General features: G+C 49.7%; 14 protein-coding genes. 8 read left to right on the forward strand and 6 right to left on the reverse strand.

From position 1 onward, the window contains the following. Window positions 1–115 precede the first annotated feature (115 nt). The gene (locus tag EV209_RS11030; RefSeq protein WP_130435519.1) at window positions 116–655 is read right to left on the reverse strand and encodes a hypothetical protein; all 540 of its coding nucleotides are present in this window, start codon (window positions 653–655) and stop codon (window positions 116–118) included. A 296-nt stretch (window positions 656–951) separates the two neighbouring features. Here EV209_RS11030 and bglX point away from each other — a divergent pair, with 296 nt between their 5' ends. The 4 genes from bglX to EV209_RS11050 all read left to right on the forward strand — a co-directional run bounded on the left by bglX (window position 952) and on the right by EV209_RS11050 (window position 5309). Further along, window positions 952–3153 (forward strand): beta-glucosidase BglX, encoded by a 2202-nt coding sequence (gene bglX, locus EV209_RS11035; protein WP_130435520.1) that lies wholly within the window; start codon window positions 952–954, stop codon window positions 3151–3153. A 14-nt stretch (window positions 3154–3167) separates the two neighbouring features. Beyond that, window positions 3168–4352, forward strand: coding sequence for an iron-containing alcohol dehydrogenase (locus tag EV209_RS11040; RefSeq protein ID WP_130435521.1), 1185 nt, complete (start codon window positions 3168–3170; stop codon window positions 4350–4352). A 385-nt stretch (window positions 4353–4737) separates the two neighbouring features. Beyond that, window positions 4738–5031, forward strand: coding sequence for a type II toxin-antitoxin system RelB/DinJ family antitoxin (locus EV209_RS11045; protein ID WP_130435522.1), 294 nt, complete (start codon window positions 4738–4740; stop codon window positions 5029–5031). Beyond that, window positions 5031–5309 (forward strand): type II toxin-antitoxin system YafQ family toxin, encoded by a 279-nt coding sequence (locus EV209_RS11050; protein WP_130435523.1) that lies wholly within the window; start codon window positions 5031–5033, stop codon window positions 5307–5309. The genes EV209_RS11045 and EV209_RS11050 overlap by 1 nt, the downstream gene beginning before the upstream one ends. A 134-nt stretch (window positions 5310–5443) precedes the next feature. On the opposite strand, the gene EV209_RS11055 is transcribed toward EV209_RS11050, so the two are convergent. From EV209_RS11055 to EV209_RS11070, 4 genes are all read right to left on the reverse strand, one after another. Then, a complete protein-coding gene (locus EV209_RS11055; RefSeq protein ID WP_130435524.1) occupies window positions 5444–5773 on the reverse strand; it encodes a branched-chain amino acid transporter permease in 330 nt (109 codons plus the stop codon). Continuing rightward, entirely contained in the window at window positions 5770–6480 is a 711-nt protein-coding gene (gene azlC, locus EV209_RS11060) for an azaleucine resistance protein AzlC (RefSeq protein WP_130435525.1), read from the reverse strand. Before azlC ends, EV209_RS11055 begins: the two co-directional genes overlap by 4 nt. Window positions 6481–6502: 22 nt before the next feature. Next, window positions 6503–7324 carry a MerR family transcriptional regulator gene (locus tag EV209_RS11065; RefSeq protein WP_130435526.1) on the reverse strand — a complete coding sequence of 274 codons (822 nt, stop codon included), beginning with the start codon at window positions 7322–7324 and terminating at the stop codon, window positions 6503–6505. A gap of 260 nt (window positions 7325–7584) precedes the next feature. Further along, window positions 7585–8925, reverse strand: coding sequence for a sulfatase family protein (locus tag EV209_RS11070; RefSeq protein WP_207220605.1), 1341 nt, complete (start codon window positions 8923–8925; stop codon window positions 7585–7587). Window positions 8926–9114: 189 nt separating this feature from the next. On the opposite strand from EV209_RS11070, the gene EV209_RS11075 reads away from it, so the two are divergent. After that, window positions 9115–10674, forward strand: a complete 1560-nt coding sequence (locus EV209_RS11075) for a DUF3794 and LysM peptidoglycan-binding domain-containing protein (RefSeq protein WP_165388905.1) — start codon at window positions 9115–9117, stop codon at window positions 10672–10674. Window positions 10675–10693: 19 nt separating this feature from the next. On the opposite strand, the gene EV209_RS11080 is transcribed toward EV209_RS11075, so the two are convergent. After that, window positions 10694–11491 carry a helix-turn-helix transcriptional regulator gene (locus EV209_RS11080; RefSeq protein WP_130435528.1) on the reverse strand — a complete coding sequence of 266 codons (798 nt, stop codon included), beginning with the start codon at window positions 11489–11491 and terminating at the stop codon, window positions 10694–10696. 132 nt (window positions 11492–11623) lie between these two features. Between EV209_RS11080 and EV209_RS11085 the strand changes: the two genes are divergently transcribed. The 3 genes from EV209_RS11085 to EV209_RS11095 all read left to right on the forward strand — a co-directional run bounded on the left by EV209_RS11085 (window position 11624) and on the right by EV209_RS11095 (window position 20733). Further along, on the forward strand, window positions 11624–13564 hold the full coding sequence (locus EV209_RS11085) for a right-handed parallel beta-helix repeat-containing protein (protein ID WP_130435529.1): 1941 nt from the start codon (window positions 11624–11626) through the stop codon (window positions 13562–13564). A 325-nt stretch (window positions 13565–13889) separates the two neighbouring features. Continuing rightward, a complete protein-coding gene (locus EV209_RS11090; RefSeq protein ID WP_165388906.1) occupies window positions 13890–14882 on the forward strand; it encodes a hypothetical protein in 993 nt (330 codons plus the stop codon). Window positions 14883–15027: 145 nt separating this feature from the next. After that, window positions 15028–20733, forward strand: a complete 5706-nt coding sequence (locus EV209_RS11095; protein ID WP_130435531.1) for a right-handed parallel beta-helix repeat-containing protein — start codon at window positions 15028–15030, stop codon at window positions 20731–20733. The last annotated feature ends 208 nt before the right edge of the window (window positions 20734–20941 follow it).

Raw genomic sequence — 20941 nt, forward strand, 5'->3', positions numbered from 1 at the left:
CCATTATATATTCTGACGTAAGGGAAGTGTCAAGCAATATTTGCCAAAACACGGAAAATTCCTGCGCTTTTCTGAATTGGCGGGTGGAAAGAGCAGGAGGGCATAATATTATTACCTATTCTTGAGCTTCATTCAGGAATTCGTCTGCCAGGATACTCAAAATATTATTTTTTTCCGACAGGAGTTTCAACAATTCCTCAGCATCTTGGGAGGATTGCGCGGGGAAGCAGAGAATTTTGCTGTCAGATATATAATTTGTAATGACTGCTTCGGACCAGCTGTCCCCAAAAACGAGAATTGATTTTGTGGGAAACAGGAGGTATGCCGTATTCGGCTGGGGATTCCGGGAAAGCCAGCGGGTGGGGTAGGAAAATGTATATTCCATATTGTCCGTCTTGATCACACCAGTGCAGCTGCCTGTACCCAGGATCGGTTTTTTAATTTCCAGCTCTAATATGACATCTTCCGGCCCCTCTGTGAGAAGTTTGGAGCTGTATGCGGCAAGGTCAGTGCCGGTGAGATGGAGGGTGCGGGTATAGGAAAAGGGGTAAAATAGACAGGGCAGTAAGACCAAGAGCCATACACCCAGCAAAACCCACAGGTATTTTCCTTGGAGACGGCTGCCTTTTTTTTGTTTAGAATTTGAATATCGCATATTCATACCAGCTCCTGTGGGCAGGAAAACTGCCAATTGCAAATTTAGGTATAGCTGCAGCAAGAATTCTATACTTTAACATAGCATATATTAACTATAATGACAAGCGGTTTACCGGACGTACAATACAGAAAATCAATATAAAAAGACAGAAGAAAATACGGCCATGCACACCAAAATTTACATTGTATTTCTGCAGAAAATTTTGTATACTTAAATAAGATTGGTTTTCGGGGAAAAGTCTAATTTTTTATGGGGCATAAATAAGAAATACGGCGTGACGCCGGGGAGGTTTTATGACAAATTCAGAATTAAAGAATCTTCTGGACAGTCTGAGTCTGGAGGATAAAATCGGTCAGCTGGTGCAGCTGACGGGAGAGTGTTTTGCCGGCGGGGAGATACAGACCGGGCCGGCGGAGGAGCTGGGCATACCTGAGGATATGGTGCAGCGGACAGGCTCTATTTTAAATGTGACAGGAGCGGAGAAGCTGAAAGGGGTGCAGAAACGCTATCTGGAACAGAACCCTTCGGGAATCCCCATGCTGTTTATGGCGGATGTGATCAATGGGTTTAAAACAGTATTTCCGATCCCTCTTGGACAGGGATGCAGCTTTGATCCTGGGCTGGTGGAAGAGGCGGCAGCTGTTTCTGCCCGAGAATCGTCGGCTGCCGGTCTGCACGTCACTTTTTCACCCATGGTGGATCTGGTGCGTGACGCCCGCTGGGGGAGGGTGATGGAATCCACTGGCGAGGATGTGTGCCTGAACGGGGTTATGGGCGCGGCGATGGTGCGGGGATATCAGGGTAAGAGCCTGTCGGAGCCCGGAACCATTGCGGCCTGCGTAAAGCATTTTGCTGCCTATGGCGCTCCGGAAGCCGGGCGGGAATACAATATGGTGGATCTTTCAGAAAAAAGGCTGAGGGAAGAGTACCTGCAGCCCTATCATGCTGCAGCCGCAGAGGCGGGCGCGGCTCTGGTGATGACCTCATTTAATACGGTAAACGGAGTCCCTGCCACCGGAAACCGCTGGCTGCTGGATGAAATCCTCAGAAAAGAATGGAATTACAAAGGCGTGGTGATTTCCGATTATTCTGCGATTGCGGAGCTGATCGTCCATGGCGTAGTGGCCGACGGGAGAGAGGCATCCAGGCTGGCGTTGGAATGCGGTGTGGACATCGACATGGTGACGGACATGTACGCCGGGCACCTGCAGGATATGGTGGAGAGCGGCGTCATCAGTGAAGAGCTGCTGGACGCTTCTGTGATGCGGGTCCTGGAATTGAAAAATGAACTGGGGCTTTTTGAGAACCCTTATCGGTTTGCGGATGAATCAAAGGAAAAAGAGCTGGGTCACTGCCAAGCCCACCGGGAGACGGCGCGGAAGCTGGCTGAGGAGTCCTGTGTGCTTCTGGAAAATGACGGGATTCTTCCATTAAAAAAGGAAGGCCAGAAAATCGCCCTGATTGGCCCTGCGGCTGATTCCGCGGAGATCTGCGGGTCCTGGTCTCTGTTCTGGAACTCTGCGGATGTGACCACCCTGCGGACGGGGATGGAGGAAAAAACGCAGTTATCCGCCTGCGTAAAAGGCTGCGACCTGTTGGATGCGGAACCGGTTTATATCGGATTCCGGGGACAGGAGCTCCGGGGCAGGAAAGACCAGTCAGACCTCATAGCAGAGGCGGTGGAAGCGGCAAAAAAGGCGGATGTCGTGGTGATGACGCTGGGAGAATCCCCCCAACAGAGCGGCGAAGGAGCGGCCAGGGCGTTTCTGGATCTTCCGGAATGCCAGAAAAAATTGTTTGACGCAGTCTATGAAGTCAATTCCAGGATTGCTGTGCTGGTGTTTTCCGGCCGCCCTCTGGATTTGCGGTATATTGTTAACAGGGCTGCGGCTCTGATGCTGGTATGGCAGCCGGGGACGGAAGGAGGCGCCGCATTGGCAAACCTGCTGTTTGGGGACGCTGTACCTTCCGGAAAACTGTCCATGAGCGTGCCTTACTGTGTGGGACAGGTTCCGGTGTATTATGCCAGATACAATACAGGCCGTCCGGCCAAAAAGGGGACAAGAAACAGGTTCCTGTCCGCTTACCAGGATATCCCCAACGAACCGCTGTACCCCTTCGGATACGGGAAAAGCTATACGGAATTCTCTTATGGAAAACCTGTGGCTGACAGGGGGGAAGTGGGGACCGGGGAGACTGTCACAGTAGTTTCAGAGGTTCAAAATACAGGAATGACTGCGGGAACAGAAGTTGTGCAGTGCTATGTGCAGGATCTGGTATCCAGCACTTCCCGGCCTGTGCGGGAATTGAAGGCATTTGCCAGAGTGTTTCTCCGTCCGGGAGAGAAAAAACAGGTTGCGTTCACCCTGGATGAGAAGGATTTCAGCTTCCTGCGGGCGGATAAAACCTGGGGACCGGAAAGAGGGAGGTTCCGCGTATTTGTTGGCGGAGACAGCAATGCGGAACAGGAGACAGAAATTTATTATTGCGGCTGAAAGAAGGATAAGTGATGGAAAATTTTGAGTTTTATACACCGACGAAAGTATATTTCGGAAAAGATATGCACAGACAGGTGGGAGAGATTGTTAAAAGTTATGGATATCTGAAGGTGATGATCCATTATGGCAGCGGAAGCGTGAAGCGGACGGGGCTGTTGGATGAAGTCACCTCCTCACTGGACAAGAGCGGTGTGGAATACGTGCTGTTCGGAGGCGTACAGCCCAACCCTACGCTGGCTCTGGCCAGGAAGGGGATGGAAATCTGCGAGAAGGAAAGCGTAGAGATGATTCTCGCGGTGGGCGGCGGAAGCGTGATTGATTCTGCGAAATGTATCGCGGACGGAGTGGGGAATCCGGGCAAAGATGTCTGGAAATTTTTCACAAAAGAAGACGCGCCTGCCAAGGCCCTGCCTGTGGGCACGATTCTGACGCTGGCGGCTTCCGGCAGCGAGATGAGCGCTTCCTGTGTGATTACCAATGAGGAAGGCGGCTTTAAGCGGGGATTTAATTCTCCCACCCATCGGCCGCTGTTTTCCATCCTGAACCCGGAGCTGACCTATACAGTGAATAAGTTTCAGACGGGCTGCGGCACGGTGGATATTATGATGCATACCCTGGAACGGTATTTTACAGTATCCAGGAATGTAGATCTGACGGACCGGCTGGCGGAGGGCCTGCTGAAATCAGTGATCTCGGCGGGAAGAATCGCGGATCAGAAGCCGGAGGATTATGAAGCCCGGGCGACTTTGATGTGGGCGGGAAGTTTGTCCCACAATGATTTGACGGGAGCGGGAAGAAACGTATTTATGGCGGTGCATCAGATGGAGCATGAACTGTCGGGGATGTATCCCCGGATCGCCCACGGAGCGGGGCTTTCTGCGCTGTTCTGTTCCTGGGCCAGGTTTGTGTGCCCTTATGCGGCGGAACGCTTTGCCCAGTATGCGGTGCGGGTCTGGAACTGCGAGATGAACTTTGAAGATCCTATGAAGACGGCGCTGGCCGGCATTGACGCCACCGAAGAATATTTCAGAAGCCTGGGCATGCCTACAAGCCTGCGGGAGCTGGGGATTACAGACGAGAAGTTCGGTGAAATGGCGGAGAAGTGCACGTTCTTTGGAGAGCGCACTTTGCCGGATTTCATTGATTTGGATGCTCCGGAGATTGAGACTATTTACCGGATGGCTTATGAGGATTGAATGTAGCGGTGCGGGATATGCGGAAGAGGGCCGCTAAGAAGTGAAAATGGGTCGCTAAGAGGCGGAAGAGGAAATACCGGAGGCTACATGCCTTAACGGGTATAGCCTCTTCCGTTTTGTCTTCCGCCTCTCTGCCAGAGTCCTCTCCGGCGGTGGGGGATATTTCTGCAGTGAGCGGGGTGGTTCTTGTTTCTTTACTGTTAGGGAGGCATTTCTGGCTGTTTCTATTTGAGGCATATGTATGACGGAGATGGCGGCGACAATTTTCGACAAATATAGCAGTTATAAAAGATTCATTTTATAAAAATGTTTCACATTGTGTTGATATTGTTAATACAATGAGATATACTATAGATATAGACAATGATTTAAGGAGGTGAGCATAATGGCTAAAACAGCTAATATCAACGTCCGTATTGATCCAGAAACAAAAGCCGGAGCAGAAAAACTTTTTGCCAGTTTTGGTATTACAGTTACTGATGCAATTAATATCTTTTTACGCAAATCTATCATGGAAGGTGGTTTGCCTTTTGAAATGAAGCAGCCTCGGTACAATGCTGAGACAGAAGCCGCCATGCAGGAAGCAAGAGATATTATGAATGGTGATATTTCAACAAAAAACTATTCCTCTGCCCGTGAATTGTTTGCAGAGCTTGACGCGGAAATGGACGGTGAGTGATGTTACAATTGGAAACAACCGGACAATTTCGGAAAGACTACAAGCGGGTGAAAAAGAGAGGATATGATATGAATCGTCTGGAAGATGTAATCCAAACAATTTTAGAAGAGAAGTTACTTGCAGAGAAGTATCGAGACCACTCCCTGACAGGAAATTATACAGGATTCCGCGAATGCCATATTTTACCGGACTGGCTGCTTATTTATGCAATAAAGCAAGACAAGTTAATTTTAACTGCTTCTCGCACTGGGACACATTCCGACCTGTTTGGAAAGTAAATAGTATAAAAGTTCACCCTAAGTCCGCCGTCATTTAGTGAAGGTGGACTTTAGTAAATAAATAGAAATTTTTGTCGTGGGCTTGACATAAGGGTGCCCTAAGCAATGATCTGATTCCGGTTTGTTTTCCTTATTTACAGAAAAATAAACTGCACCAGAAACATATAGCAGATGGTCCCTCCCGCAATAGACAGCAGCATCTGCCGTTTCCAGAGGTGCAGGCCCACTACAGCGGCTATGGATATCAGTTCAGGAAGACCATGGCCGGCTGCGGTCATATCCACATTTTTCAGGCAGTATATGACGAGAAGGCCGAATACCGCAGAAGGAAGGACTTTTCCAAGATACCTGATATATTTGGGCGCAGGCTTGTCTCCCCGGAAGAGAAGAAAAGGGAGGAATCTGGTGAGCATTGTTCCCAAGATGACCATCAAGACGGTGGTAATCTGCTGGAAAATAGTCATGCCGGTTCACCGCCTTTCTCCAGAGGCTTTCTCAGAAGGGTGAGCACGCCCAGCACAGCCAGCATGGATGGGATCATGAAACGGTCTGCTCCAAAAGCGATCAGACACAGCAGGGAAAGGCCAAGTCCCAGCAGCGCGCTGGAATGATTTTTTTCTTTCAGCCACTGTTCCAGAAAAATGACGACGAACATGGCGGTCATTACAAAATCCAGCCCTTTTGTATTAAAAGTAAGCAGGGATCCGAAAATGCCGCCCAGGGTTGAGCCTGAGAACCAGTAAAGATGGTTGAGCAGGGTCACAAAAAACATGAACCAGCCCTTGTCCACGTCTTCAGGAATATCCGCTGTATAATTAATGGAAAAACTCTCGTCACACATGCCGAAGATCAGGTAGGGCTTTTTCCACCCGCAGCTCCGAAACTTGTCCAGCATGGAAATGCCGTAAAAAAGGTGGCGGGCATTGATCATCAGCGTCATGGCGAGGGCCTGGACAGGGTTAAAGGCGCTCATCAGCAGATTGACGGTGACAAATTCAATAGAACCGGCAAAAATAGTCAGACTCATCAGCATCGGATACCAGAAGCTAAAACCAGAGGCTCGCATGTAAATACCATAGGTCAGCCCCAGAAACCAGAATCCGGCGAAAATGGGAATTGTATGGGGGAACGCGGCCTTCAGGGCTTTTAACGGGGCGGCTGTTTTTTTCATCGGAACATTTCTCTCCTGCGGATTATAGATCAATATCTTCAGTCCATTTAATAAGGATTTCTGTAATATATTCATCCATGTTGGAACTCAGGGTTTCATTCAGGCCCCGCTCATAAGAGTAGCCTTCAAATCGGATATGGTGCTCCTGTGCATACTCCAGCAGGTGCCTGTACGCGCCGGGCAGCTGGGTCCAGTCTCCTTTAACGGCAATGCGCAGATAATTTCCGGCCGGGCGTTTAAAAAGATTTTTCTGTACTGCGGAACTGGGTTTCATATAAAAACGGTCATAATCGTTGAACCGTCCGTCCATAATTTTCTCAGCAGAAATCATGATTCCATAATCATGATTAAACAGCCGGTAACGCCGTTCCCTGTTCAGTAGCTCTCCCATGGCGAGGAAATAGTTTTCGTCTTCTGTCCCCACGATTTTATTGCTCAGCAAAAAATATTCCTCTTCACAGAATATTGTCTCTATCTTTCCCAGAGGGAGGTCTTTTGACAGAGCAGACAGCTTTTGACGGGCCTCCAGCAGCTTTTTCATGCTTCTTAAATGCTGAATCTTTCCGTCTATATCTTTAATTTTATCTTTTAATATATCATTCACTGTCCCTGCGCTGCAATGAATTGCTGCCTGGGTTTCTTCAATGGACATGCCCAGCTCCCGGAAGGCCAGAATCAGTTCCAGGTCGGCCATCTGATCCATGGTATAGTAACGGTAGCCGTTTTCTCCTTTGAGCTTTGGGGAAAACAGACCGATTTCATCATAATAGTGAAGTGTCCGTTTATTGATATCGTGCAGCCTAGCCATTTGGCCGACAGTTAGTCTGTGTTTCTGAAGTTCCATGAAGCGTCTCCGTGGGATTATTATATAGATAGATTACAGTTAATGTAGAGTTTATGATACATATATTTCTAAGAAAAGTCAAGAAATGTTTGCATCGTAAAAGCATAACTTATATTTATTACAGTAAATGCAAGATGGAGAGGCGCAGTAGGAACCGGGGAAGAAGTTCCAGACGGGCAGTAAGATTATGCAAAATAAATTAACATCCGCATACTGCCTGGCGGGTAATCGGCAGCATGCAGATGTTTCATCACAAATGCTTATAAATTTTCTTCCCCATCAAATAAGACATGCTGCCTGGCCGGCTGTTCCGGGGCGTCCTGAATTTCAGGAAGAGGTTCGCCTGCCTCCCTCATTCTGCGCAGCAGACGTTTCTTCATCCTGTCTGCTACCGGCCGCAAGGGAGCCATCCCGATCAGATTATCCAGCTCATAGGGATCGTTTTCCAGGTCATAAAGGGCAGTTTCAACATACAGCCCGGCGCCTGAATCCTGGATGGGGTCCGTTCCCGGAGCTTCCACCGCGTATTTCCAGCGGTGGGTGCGCACGGTCCTGCCGGTCTGGCTCTCGCTGATCTGGGCAAAAACGTCATCCGGCCAGTCACAGGCGGTCCGGTTCACCAGAGGGAGGATGGAACGCCCCTGCATATCCCCGGGCACAGGAATGCCGCAGGCGTCCAGCAGGGTGGGGGCCACATCGATCAGGCTGACCAGCTGCTGCAGGCAGCCTCCTCCTGAAAACGGGCCGCCGGTGAAAGCCATGGGAATGCGGATGGAGCTGTCATGACAGGACCTTTTGTACTCCGCGTTTCTGGTTTTGAAATGGCAGCCATGGTCTGTGGTAAAAAGTACGATGGTATTTTCGGTTAGATGCAGGCTTTTCAAAACATCCTGAATTCTGCCGAGACATTCATCCAGCCGTTTTACCATTCCATAATATCCGGGGAGGTGCTGTCGGGAAGTGCCTGTGAGTGCGCCCAGATCCGGCGGAATATAAGGGTTTGTAACAGGAGATGCGGAATCCGGACCGGGAAAGCTGTCATTGGAATTCTGGAAATGGGGTTCCAAAAAGGACAGAAACAGGAAAAAAGGATTTTCATGTTTTTTTCCGATATAACGGACGGCTGCATCAGTCAGGGCGTCTACACGGTATCCGGGCAGTTTCACCGGTGTGTCATTATGATCGTATACCACGGTATCATATGGCCTGGAGGTGTGTTCCAGGGATCCGGCTCCAAGCCAGTACCGGTATTCCCCACGCTGGTCTTCCGGCACCGCTCCCCGGGTATCCCCCAGATGCCATTTGCCGATATAGGCGGTATCATAGCCTGCTTCATTGAAATAATGGGCCATGGTTTTGTGCTCTTTGGGAAGAACCAGTCCATTGTGATGCATATGGATTGCAGCCGCATATTTTCCGGTCTGGAGGGCAGCCCGCGCGGGCCCGCAGACTGGCTGCGGCGTAAACGCATATTTCGCCCAGGTCCCCTCCTGTGCCATGCGGTCAAAGTTGGGGGTGAGGCCGCAGGGATTTCCGCCGGCCCCGGTGGTATCCCAGCGTTGCTGGTCCGTAAAAAATACAATAACATTTGGTTGCTTCATACTGTACCTCCTCATTTCACTCAATTATAGCGTATTTCCTGAAACAGAAAAAGGCGCAGGGTTTGGGGAAAAACCAAAAAAATGTGGATGGCGGGGTTATGTTTCCGGGGTATGATTCATATATTGAGTGAGAGGATGATTTTGTCCGGGCAGGCCGCATGGCGGCATGGCCCGCAAGCGGAGGTGCGTATGGAGTTACAGAAAAGCAATATACATATGAACAGGCTGAAGGGAAAAGTGACCAGCCAGCTCACGCTGGATGAGGATTTCAACCTGCCGGAAATGAAGCCGGATCTGGCGAGGATCATCATGCAGCAGGCAGAGATTCAGCTGGAGGCGTCTAAACCTATGGAAGATAAGGCGGCGGTGAAGGGGAAACTGGTTTTTTCTCTGCTCTATTCCCCGGAGGAGGGAGAAATCCCGGAACAATTTGCCGGAGCGGTTCCATTTGAAGAGACGCTGAATTTTGACGGATTGGAACTGCAGGATCATCTGCAGGTAAAATGGGATATTGAGGACCTGACCCTGACTGCGGTGAATTCCAGAAAACTGCGGGCAAATGCTATCGTTACGCTGGAAGTGAACGCTGACCGGCTTTATGACGAAGTCGCCGCTCAGGAAGTGACAGACGCGGGAGAACTGCAGACCCTGACAAAGCGTCTGGAGGTTCTGCAGATGGAAGTGCAGAAGAGGGACTCTTTCCGGGTAAAAGAAGAAATTGAACTGACCAGCAATAACCCTAATATCCGCCAGATTCTATGGAACAGCCTGGAACTGCGCAATGTGGAATGCAAGCCTGAGGACGAGAAGCTTACGCTGCGGGGAGAACTGGTACTGTTTGCGATATACAGCGGGGAAGAGGACCATATTCCGCTGCAGTGGATGGAAAAATCAATTTTAATTTCCGGAGAAGTGGAATGCCCCGGCTGCCGGAGCGGCATGGTCTCATCCACCCGCATCAGCCTGGGACATAAAGAGATTGAAGCCAGACCGGATTATGATGGAGAAAACCGCGTGATCAGCGTGGACGCAGTTCTGGATCTGGATATACGCCTGTTCGAGGAAGGCTGGGTTCAGCTTCTCTGCGACTTGTATCAGCCAGGAAAAAAAGCTGTTCCGAAAATGAAAGAAGCATATTTCCGCAGCCTTCTGGTAAAAAATGGGGCAAAATGTAAAGTGGTGGATCAGATGAAAGCTGCCGGAGAAGATAAAATTCTTCAAATCTGCCACAGCAGCGGGTCCGTAAAAATTGATTCAGCAGAGCTGGTGGAAGACGGGCTGAAGGTAGAGGGAGCCCTGGTGCTTCAAATACTATATATGTCCGATGATGATAAAGAACCCCTCCGATCTCTGGAAGGCGCAGTACCCTTTTCTGATGTGGTGGAGGCCAGAGGGATCGGCCCGGACTGCCTGTGGGAGATGAATCCTGTGATCGAACAGCTGACAACCGTCATGCTGGGGAATGATGAAATAGAAGTAAAAGCCTCGCTGAATCTGGATACACTGGTACAGAGAAATTGTAAGGAAAATGTGGTAACAGACGTGGAATTTCAGCCGATGACACCGGAAGAGCTGGAACAGACTCCGGGAATTATCGGGTATATTGTCCGGCCTGAAGACTCCCTGTGGACTGTGGCTAAGCGCTTCTCCACCACAAAAGAAATTGTACTGCAGACCAATGGGCTGGCGACAGATGCGCTGAAGCCGGGGCAAAGACTGCTTTTGGTAAAGCAGGGGGAAGAACTGTAGTCCTGTTTTATCCGCCGTTCTATGATTTTCTGAGAAACCCTGCGCCGCGGTATTTCCTGGGGGTGGTATGATAGATTTTTCTGAAATTCCGGTAAAAACTTCTGTCTCCGGAAAAGCCGCAGGAGAGGGCGATGCTTTCCACCGTGTCGTCTGTGGTGAGCAGCAGCTGCGCGGCCAGATCCATGCGCAGCGCATTCAGATAATCCGGAAAAGAACTGCCGACTTTCTGGTTAAATAATCTGGAGACATAACACCGGTTCAGCCCCAATGCTTTCCCTATACTGGAAATTGTAATCGGTTCACGAAAATGTGCGGAAGAATAAGACAGTATTTTTTGAATATTGGTTTCTGCCATGCAGGAGGGAGTGTCCGTGACAGGAACAGACTCCAGGACATGGCCTAACATCAGAATGTGGTAACCGATTACAGCCGCAGGGTGTTCCTGCCCGGCTCCCAACTGCAGCAGTTTTTCCATGCAGTATGGGATATCCGGGTGCACCTGTGCGGCTTTTATAAATGGTTTTTGGCTGCGGCAGGTCCTGAGATTTCCAAAAGGGTGGGACACCAGGGACTGATCAAAAACTGTCATCAGGACATCGCTGCCCGGCATCTGACGGTAACTGTGTACGGTATTTGGAAAAATAACCGCGCAGTCCCTTTCTTCCAGGCAAAAACAGAGATCCTCCTGCCGGATCTCAATGGCGCCCTGCCGGACATATACAATTTCCAGTTCTTTATGGAGATGAGAGGGGAATTCATCCGGGACAAATCGAAAGCAGCGGAACTGCCAGCTGTTGTTTTCATAAAAAGGTAACATTGCATTGGCCTCACAGCAATATATGACATATTTTCAGCTTGTTTTGTCCTAACATTTTATCACGGATGGAATTATAATGCAATCAGATAAGCTGTGGTACATGCCAATGTGGCAGGAAGGAGACGAAACAGGATGAAGAGAATGATTCATGTTGCAGTGACTGGCTGCGATCGCGGGGAAGGGACCGAACAGTGCCCTTACCGCACCATATCCAGGGCGGCAGAAGAGGCTATGCCCGGTGATACAGTAGTGGTTCATGAAGGTACATACAGAGAATGGGTAAAGCCGGTAAACTCAGGAACCAGCGATAACTGCCGGATTACTTATCAGGCGGCGGAAGGGGAACATGTGGTGATCAAAGGCTCCGAACCGGTGGATCAGTGGGTGAAAAAAGAGGGCTCAGTGTGGAAAACTTCGGTGCCGAACGATCTGTTTGGGGATTGGAATCCATTTGCGGAGCTGATCGCCGGAGATTGGATGATTTATCCGGAGGACAGGCCTGTGCACGCCGGGGATGTTTATCTGAATGGAAAGTCCCTTTATGAGGCTGCTTCTCTGGAAGAAGTAAAGCGGGGTGAAATGCGGACAGAAGGGTTTAATCCGCCCTGGAGGAAGAAAAAACAGGAGATTTTGCATCCTGAAGACACCGTGTACCAGTGGTACGCGGAAGTGGGAGAGACGGAAACGGTGATATATGCCAATTTTCAGAATGCAGACCCTAACCAGGAGCTGACAGAAATCAGCGTGCGTAAGTGCTGTTTTTATCCGGAGCGTGCCGGAAGAAATTATATCACAGTGCAGGGGTTTGAGATTGCACAGGCAGCCTGCCCCTGGGCCCCGCCCACAGCCGACCAGCCAGGACTGATCGGTGCTCATTGGAGTAAAGGCTGGATCATTGAAAACAACCACATCCATGATGCAAAATGCAGCGCGGTAAGTCTTGGAAAAGAAGAATCCACAGGTCATGAGATGTGCTACAGGACCTGGAGAAAGCCTGGATACCAGTACCAGATGGAGGCGGTGTTCCGCGCCAGACAGATCGGGTGGAGCAAAGAAACCATAGGTTCCCATATTGTGCGCAACAACATCATCCATGACTGCGGGCAGAATGGCATTGTTGGGCATTTGGGGTGCGCTTTTTCAGAGATTTACGGAAACCATATTTATAACATTGCAGTGAAGCAGGAATTTTTCGGATATGAAATCGCGGGCATTAAATTCCATGCCGCTGTTGACGTGCAGATCCACCACAACCGGATTCACAGCTGTTCCCTGGGCACCTGGATGGACTGGCAGGCGCAGGGGGCGAGGATCAGCAGCAATATTTACTACGATAATGAGCGGGATCTGATGATGGAAGTGACCCACGGGCCCTATCTGGTGGACAATAATATTTTTGCGTCGGATTATAACTTTGACAATGTAGCCCAGGGCGGAGCCTATGTCCATAATCTCTGCTGCGGCATTATGAGGCGCATTGATGTGCTGGACCGTTCCACGCCGTATCATTTCCCCCACACTACAGAAGTAGCTGGGTGTGCGCTGGTCTATGGCGGAGACGACAGATTTTTCCAGAATATTTTTATAGGAGAGGCTCTGGACAGCGCGGAAGACGCTTCATCGGGTACGGTCAGCTATAATGGCGCGCCGGCTTCTCTGGAAGAATATGTGGAGAGGATCAAAAGCCAGAAACCGGGGGATCATGAACGCTTCAAACATGTGCCTCAGCCGGCTTATATCAACGGCAACGCTTATTTCAAAGGGGCTTTGGCATACGACAGAGAAGAAGAGAAGTATTGCTCTCAGGAAGATCCTCAGGCAGCTGTGTCAGAGGAAAACGGAGCTGGATATCTGGAAATTAATCTGCCCCAGGACTTCTTTGAGCTGCAGGCTGCGGTGCTGGATACAGCCGGATTTGAACTTCCAAGAATCACAGAGGCGCCTTTTGATGATGCAGACGGGAATTTTATCCGCCTGTCAAAGGACCTGCTGGGATATGATAGGAAAGATCAAGGCGTTCCCGGGCCTCTGGCAAACCTGAAAGCAGGGAAGAACAGAATAAGAATATGGTAAGAACAAATAATTCTTAAATACAATGCAGTATTAATGTGTCGAATTGAGTCGAAAAATAAAAACATACATTTAAATTATTTAAAAACTTGACAGATACATGAAAATATGTTAAATTTATTTTAATGAATATTTGAGACATCATAATGACTCTAGGATAAGGGCATAAATAGCAATTTTTAACTGGTTATAAAAGCGGTTTTAATTGTTGGTTTATGCCCTTTTCTGAATTTAGAAGACGTTTTGTAATATTTCCGGCAAGGGGGGGAATAAATCTTTCCACTTAGCAGATTCCATGAACCTGATATAATGTTATGTGTAGCAATATGTGAAAGAAAATAGGAATCTGATGATGAAAAAACAATACATAAAAAGGAGCCGGAGAATCTTCGGCATTTTTGCCCTGACGGCGCTTTTAAGCAGCCTGGTTTTGGGCGGCTGCGGCAAAGAGGAACAGAGCAAGGGCTCAGATTCGGTAGACAGCGGAGCCTATCTTCTGACAGTGGACGGATATGGTGTGACAGAAGAAGAGTACATGCTGTTTCTGAGGGATCAGAAAGCAGCTACGGTTAATTATTTTTGGGTTAATTATAAGGCGGAATCTGATGACAAATTTTGGACAAGCGAGTTTGACGGAGTAACTCCTCTTGAATACGCAAAGGAAAAGGCTTTGGCTGCCGTGGTGCAGGCGAAGGAGGAGTTCATCCTGGCATCGGAACGGGGAATTTTGGAATACAAGGATTACGGCGGCATGATGGAGGAGATGGAAGCGGAAAACGCCCAGCGCGCCAGTAAAAAGGACAGCGGGGATGCGTTTTACGGTCTGTCGGAGTTTACGCCCTTTACATATTATCAATACCTGAACGGGAATATCCGGTCTGAACTGGAACATTCCCAGGAAGAATTGGTCGAGCCTACCAAGAAACAGCTGGAAGAGGTGTATGAAGCCAATAAGGAAAACCTGACTCTTGGGACTGTGTATAAATATACGGTGATTTATGAGGACGGCAGAACAGAAGAGGTGACTCAGAACACCAGGGACATTGCAAAAGAGGATACCACCACAGAGGATCTGATCTATAACTATTTCGATTACATGAAGCCGGGGGACAGCATACAAGGGTATTTGTACCGCGAGGACAAGGTGAATATCGTGCTGAAATCAGTGGAAAGCCTGGGATATATGCCTTTTGAGGAGGCTGAGGATTCGCTGCGCGTATTCTTTGCCAGAAGCGAGGTGAGCAGGCTGATCGCGGAAAGGGTTGAAGCGGCGGAAATTGTCTTTGACCAGGACCGTTATGACGCGATAACTATGTCATAAAAACAGCGGCAGCTGTTTTTAGCCGAATGTCCGTTGGGTTTTATTAGGTATTGAGGGACGCGGCAATATAAAAGTTATTTCAGAGGAGGTGGGAGAAAAAGCATTTGAAGCATAGTGTATAAAATTCAAAAGGAGTGGAAGGAAAATGAGGAGAAAGAAATTTGGCAGAAAGCTGCTCAGCAGCCTGCTGGCATTCAGCCTTTGCCTGACTTCAGCGGCGAGCCTGGACGTAGCGCGGGTGGAAGCAGCTGAAACAACCGGCGCGCCCGAGGTGGTATCTGAAGTAGGAAACACCTGGAACGGCGTAGACCCGGCCCGCGTGTATGTGAAAGCAGCAGAAGGAACGGCGGTGGATTCCGCTGACCTGAAAATTACCAAGGGCGGGGATAAGTATGAACTGAAAGACGGCAAGGTGACGCTGAAAGAGGGCGCTGTTGCCGCAAACGGAGATGAAATCACCATAGGCACTACCGCGAAGTATTATACCGCGGACCAGCTGCTGTGGAGCGACGGGCTGGAGAAAGACGGAAGCCTGATCCCTTCAGCAACAGGGAAATACTGCCTGACCCATTCAGATAAGATGGCGCATACCGGACTGAAGGCCGGAACCACCACAAACCAAAATGTAAAAGACGGGATGTGGTCCCCTGCGATCAACAGCACGGGACGCCTGGTATTCTGGTACTATGATCCCTGTACAGAGGCAGAGCAGGACATAGAAGAGCTTGCGGGCCGTTTATCTCCCAATAATTTCGATCAGATTAAGTTTGGAATGGTAATCAACAACTATCCGGACCTGCTGTTCGGCATCGGAGTTCCCGCATCGGCGGATAAGGGTGCAGGAGGAAGTACATTGACGCTGGATCAGCGTTTGGAATATGTGAAAACCTACACAATCCGTTATGGCGGAAACTGGAACCAGACAAATATCGTGAGAAGCGAAGGCTGGCATAAGATGGAAGCCGACGTTGCGGCAGATGGGACCCGCCTGTACATTGACGGAAGACCTGTGTGCCTGGACGGCCAGACAGAACCGTTGGTAGTGACAGGAGTCAAGAGCATCTCCAAGGCAGGTGTGGCCACCAACTGGGGCGATAAGAAGGAAGTCGTGGAGTTCGTCCAGGACAAGCACTTCATCGATGACATGTACATCCTGAAGCCCGGAGCAGGGGATGCGAAGACAGCAGGCATCAGCACCACGATCACTGTGGAAACCGCGGACGCGGCAGCTGATCAGGAAGCAGTAAACGCAGCGAAGGAAGCGGTAGAAGCTCTGACCTTTGACGCAGTATCTCAGGCTGACGTAGCGAATGAAGCGGCAGTGCTGGCGCTGATCGAGGCAAAAGCAGCGGCAGCGGCCGGAGATGGCATTGCTGTTACAGTAAATAAAGTAGAGTATCAGGCGCCGGTAGCCGGAAGCCTGACGAATCAGGACGGCGTGGACGGGTTCTATAAGTTCACTGTAACGCTGAAAAAGAATGCTGCCGAAGCGACAACAGCAGAGGCGCAGCAGAACATCGCGGCAACGAAGTATGTTGCCAAGGAATTTGAGCTGGTATTCGGAGAAGACAATACCGGCGTTCTGGCAAAGGGCGAAAGTGCACGCGTATATCTTGAAAACATGGATGACTATGCCATTGCCGGAGTAAAATATACAACGAATAATGAGAACGTAATTGTTGGAGCAGACGGAACAATGACCATCAAGCCCGGCTATACGCCGAAGGAAGGCGAGACGGTTAAGGTTACGGCTGAAGTAAGCTACTATGATCCTAAAGATGTCGTGTTTGTGGACAGCTTTGAGGGAGATAAGAAGTTTACCGACGCTTCTCCTGATGTATATGGACATTCTGACGCTGGATCTATGTATGGTCGTTATGCCGCTACCGCAGTGGGCAGCACGACAGGATATCCTGCCAAGAATCTGGAAGAAGTCTCCGATGTGACTGTTACCGCATGGTATTATGACGCCAACGGCGGCGCTGACCAGACGAAGTTTGGATTCAGCATCAACGGTCAGGGCAATGCGCTTGGTCTTTTCTATGACGGAGTTATCGCCCCCTATGTTGATAACATGACCAAAACCCATTATGGAGCTCGTATAACCGGAGGTACGTATAAAAACTACGCATGGGGTACTACCGATGCAGAGAGAAGTACAGGCTGGCATAAGTTTGAGTGGGTGATCGACAGTGAGAAAGGCCTGACCGAAAAAATTGACGGTAAAGTGATTTCTACCAATAAGATTGTTGGTGATGGAGTTACAGACATGAACCTGTTCAAGGTAGAAAACTATGATCAGGTGAAATCGCTGAAAAGCCTTACCATTATGGACGGGTGGAGCAATAACAGCACAAACCTGGGTGAAATCAGCAACCGCCACTTTATTGACGGCGTAAGTGTTGTGAAAAACGGCGCTGCAACTCAGAGCAAAACCCTTACTTCTGTTGAAATTCCGGTGAAGGGCATTACCTACACTGTTTCCCCTGAAACATTTGAGGCGGACAGTAAATATCCGGAAGCCCAGACACTGTACATTTCTCCTTATATGGAGAACGATACAGATATCGTTAAGGTACTGGTAGGCGACAAGGAACTGAATGCTGAACAGTGGACCGCCAAAAAGGGAGAGGCTCCTCTGAATGCGTCAAATTATCCTGCCGAAATGAAAGGATATCAGGTTACGCTGAATGCAGATGTGTTCAAGGGACTGGCTGACGGGGAACATAAGCTGACTATGGTTACTGCGGCCGGTGAAAATATCCCTGTAACCTTTACTGTAAAAGCAAGCGCACATGTAGCAACGAATTATTATTTGTCCAACGGCGGAAATGACGATGCCGACGGACATACCCCTGAGACTGCATGGAAGACATTTGAGAAGCTGCAGTCCGTAACCTTCGGCCCTGGCGACCGCATTTATCTGGATGCGACCAGCACCTGGAGCGGCGTGCAGTTCCGTCCCGAAGGCTCCGGTACCCCCGGAAATCCCATCATCATGACCAAGTATAACGACGGCGGAGATTCCTCCAAGCGTCCTGTCCTGAATGGAGACGGTACGGTGGCGGATCTGAATGCCCATTCTTACCTGGCCTTTGACGCATGGCGTAAGTTCTATCCCTCCGGCACTATTGAGCTGTTCAATGTGGAGCAGTGGGAAATCCGCGGGATTGAAGTGACCAACTATACCAAGGAAATGCAGAAGGGCGCTACCGGCCGTAACGGTATCGCTGTGATCTTTGACTATTTTGAAACCCAAGGACTGGAGACGCTTCCCACCAGCAATGCAGAGAAGGAGAAAGCGTTCTACCGTGCAGGCAAGCTGCAGCATGTGGTGATCGAGGACTGCTATGTGCATGATGTGGTAGGCTATCACCCTGTTAATGGAGCGAAAGGCGCCGGCGGAAAGATGAGCGGCGGCATCAATGCCTATGGCCCTTATGACGACCTGCAGATCAACAACAACATCGTGATGTACTGTGATGTGGAAGGAATCCGCAACGATGTGCTGGCATGGATGGGGGATACCCGTACGCAGTTCCCTGCTTACATGGAAAATGTGAGCATCAGCAACAACTATATCGCAGGTGTACCCGGAGACGGCGTGGTGATTTCTTCCGCCAACAAGCCGGTGCTGGAGAATAACTACCTGACGGATGCAGGGTATTCCTACTATGCGACGAGCAATAGCGGCAATGTAAGCGGCAGCGTTACCTGGAATACTGATATTCTGTCAAGCTGCCGTGCAGTAGCGGAGAAGACCGGAGCAGTGGCGAAAGACATGGGTAACCGTCAGGCGCCGATGACCATGGGTTCTCCGAACTTTGCGGGACTGTGGTTCATCGGGACAAAGGACGCAGTGGCACAGTATAATGAAGCGGTGAATAACGTATGGGTCTGCAACGACTCTGAGGCGTTTGACGCGGATATGTTCTGCTGGGGAACCGTATTCCAGTACAACTACACTTACCGTAACAACGGCGGATTCTGCCTGTTCATGGGAACCATGGATGACGGCACGCTGGTGCGCTATAACGTGAGTGTGGAAGACGCGCAGAGCGTAGGGATTAGCGAGAGCCAGAACGGCCTGTTCCATTATTCCGGAGCGCCGGAAGCGATCTATAACAACCTGTTTATCCTGGGCGATAAAGTAGCTACTATTTTTGGAGGCCCTGCTAATACAGCGTATTTCTACAACAACATCGTGATTGCACCCAACGGTCTGACCACGGAAGGAAAGTTCGGAGGCTTCCATATCAACGGAAGCAGTGACGGGACAGTAAGTAACCCGAAGCTGAGCGGAGAAATGAAGAATAACCTGTTCTACCCTGCAGCGATTGTAGACAGCGTAGTGGAAGGATCAACAGTGGTCCTGGAAAACAACATCACGCTGAACAGCAAGGAAGAACTGAACGCAGTATTTGAGAACCTGGATGGATTCATGTCGGCCCAGCCGGTGAAGGCGCTGCTTGGAAGAAGTGATTTCACAGGAGATAAGGTAGAACAGCTGGAAGGCGGCAAGGGAGCCGGTGTGGCGATGAGCCCTGAAGCAGGCCGCGGCGTGAAGACGCCTACGGGAGGATTTGACCTGAGCCAGTTCGAAGGAATCAAGCTGGCGGAGAAGAGCCCGGCCATTGGCAAGGGTATGGTGGTAGACCGCGAGTATGACTATAAGGAACAGAACGAAGCGGCGCTGCCACTGACAAAGGATTTCTTCAATAATGACATTACCGGAATGACGGTTGTGGATATCGGACCGTTCCAGTACTCTTCCGTAAAGGCACATGAGTGTGTGTTCGACCAGAAGAATACAGACGAAAAGTACCTGAAGAGTGAGGCAACCTGCACAGAGCCTGCGGTATATTATTACAGCTGCGAGTGCGGAGCGGTTGGAACAGAGACGTTCACCTTCGGAGAAGCGCTGGGCCATGACCTGGTACAGCATGAAGGAAAAGAAGCGACCTGTACAGAGGTAGGCTGGAAAGCTTATGAGACCTGTAAGCGCTGCGATTACACCACCTATGAAGAGATTCCGATGGTGCCTCATACGGAAGTAATCGACCCTGCGAAGGAAGCGACCTGCACAGAAACCGGCCTGACAGAAGGAAAGCACTGCTCCGTGTGTGGAGAGATCCTTGTGAAACAGGAAGTGGTGCAGAAGAAGGCACATACGGAAGTAATCGATCCTGCGAAGGAAGCAACCTGTACCGAAACCGGTCTGACAGAAGGAAAGCACTGCTCCGTGTGCGGAGAGATCTTTGTGAAACAGGAAGTTGTACCGAAGAAGGCGCATACCGAAGTGATCGATCCTGCGAAGGAAGCAACCTGTACCGAAACCGGTCTGACAGAAGGAAAGCACTGCTCCGTCTGCGGAGAGATCTTTGTGAAACAGGAAGTGATTCCTGCACTTGGTCATGACCTTGTGAAGCATGAAGGCAAGGAAGCAACCTGTACAGAAGCAGGCTGGGAAGCATATGAGACCTGCACCCGCGGTGATTACAGCACTTATAAAGAAATTCCTGCAACCGGACACTCCTTTGGAGACTGGAAGGATTCAGGAGACGGCAAGACTCATACCAGCAGCTGTGCTTGTGGTGAAGTGAAAACAGAAGACCACAAGTGGGATGACGGAATCGTAACAGTTGAACCTACACAGACAAAAGAAGGTAAGAAAGTTTACACCTGCTATGTATGTGGAGGCCAGAAGACCGAGACCCTGGCTGTACTGCCTCCTACTCCTCCTACCGGAGATAAGGGTATGATGATGTACATTGTACTGCTGATCCTGTCAGCAGGAATGGGCACCGGCCTGGTAGTTGTCCGTAGAAGAAAGAGAAACGGAATTTTATAATTATCACATTATCTGCGGCGTTTTTATCCATCTCACATGTTAGAAGAATGAAGACGCTGCAGATGGAAAAGCATTAATAAGACAATAGTATAAAAGCCGCAGCCTTGTGCCTGAAGAAACATACTCTGTGCATGAGGCTGCGGCTTATTGTATCTGTGCCGGGAGCAGGGCTGATTTAAAATTCTGCAACAAAAAAACCAGCCGTTTG

Source organism: Cuneatibacter caecimuris (assembly GCF_004216775.1).
In the GTDB taxonomy this organism is placed as follows: domain Bacteria; phylum Bacillota; class Clostridia; order Lachnospirales; family Lachnospiraceae; genus Cuneatibacter; species Cuneatibacter caecimuris.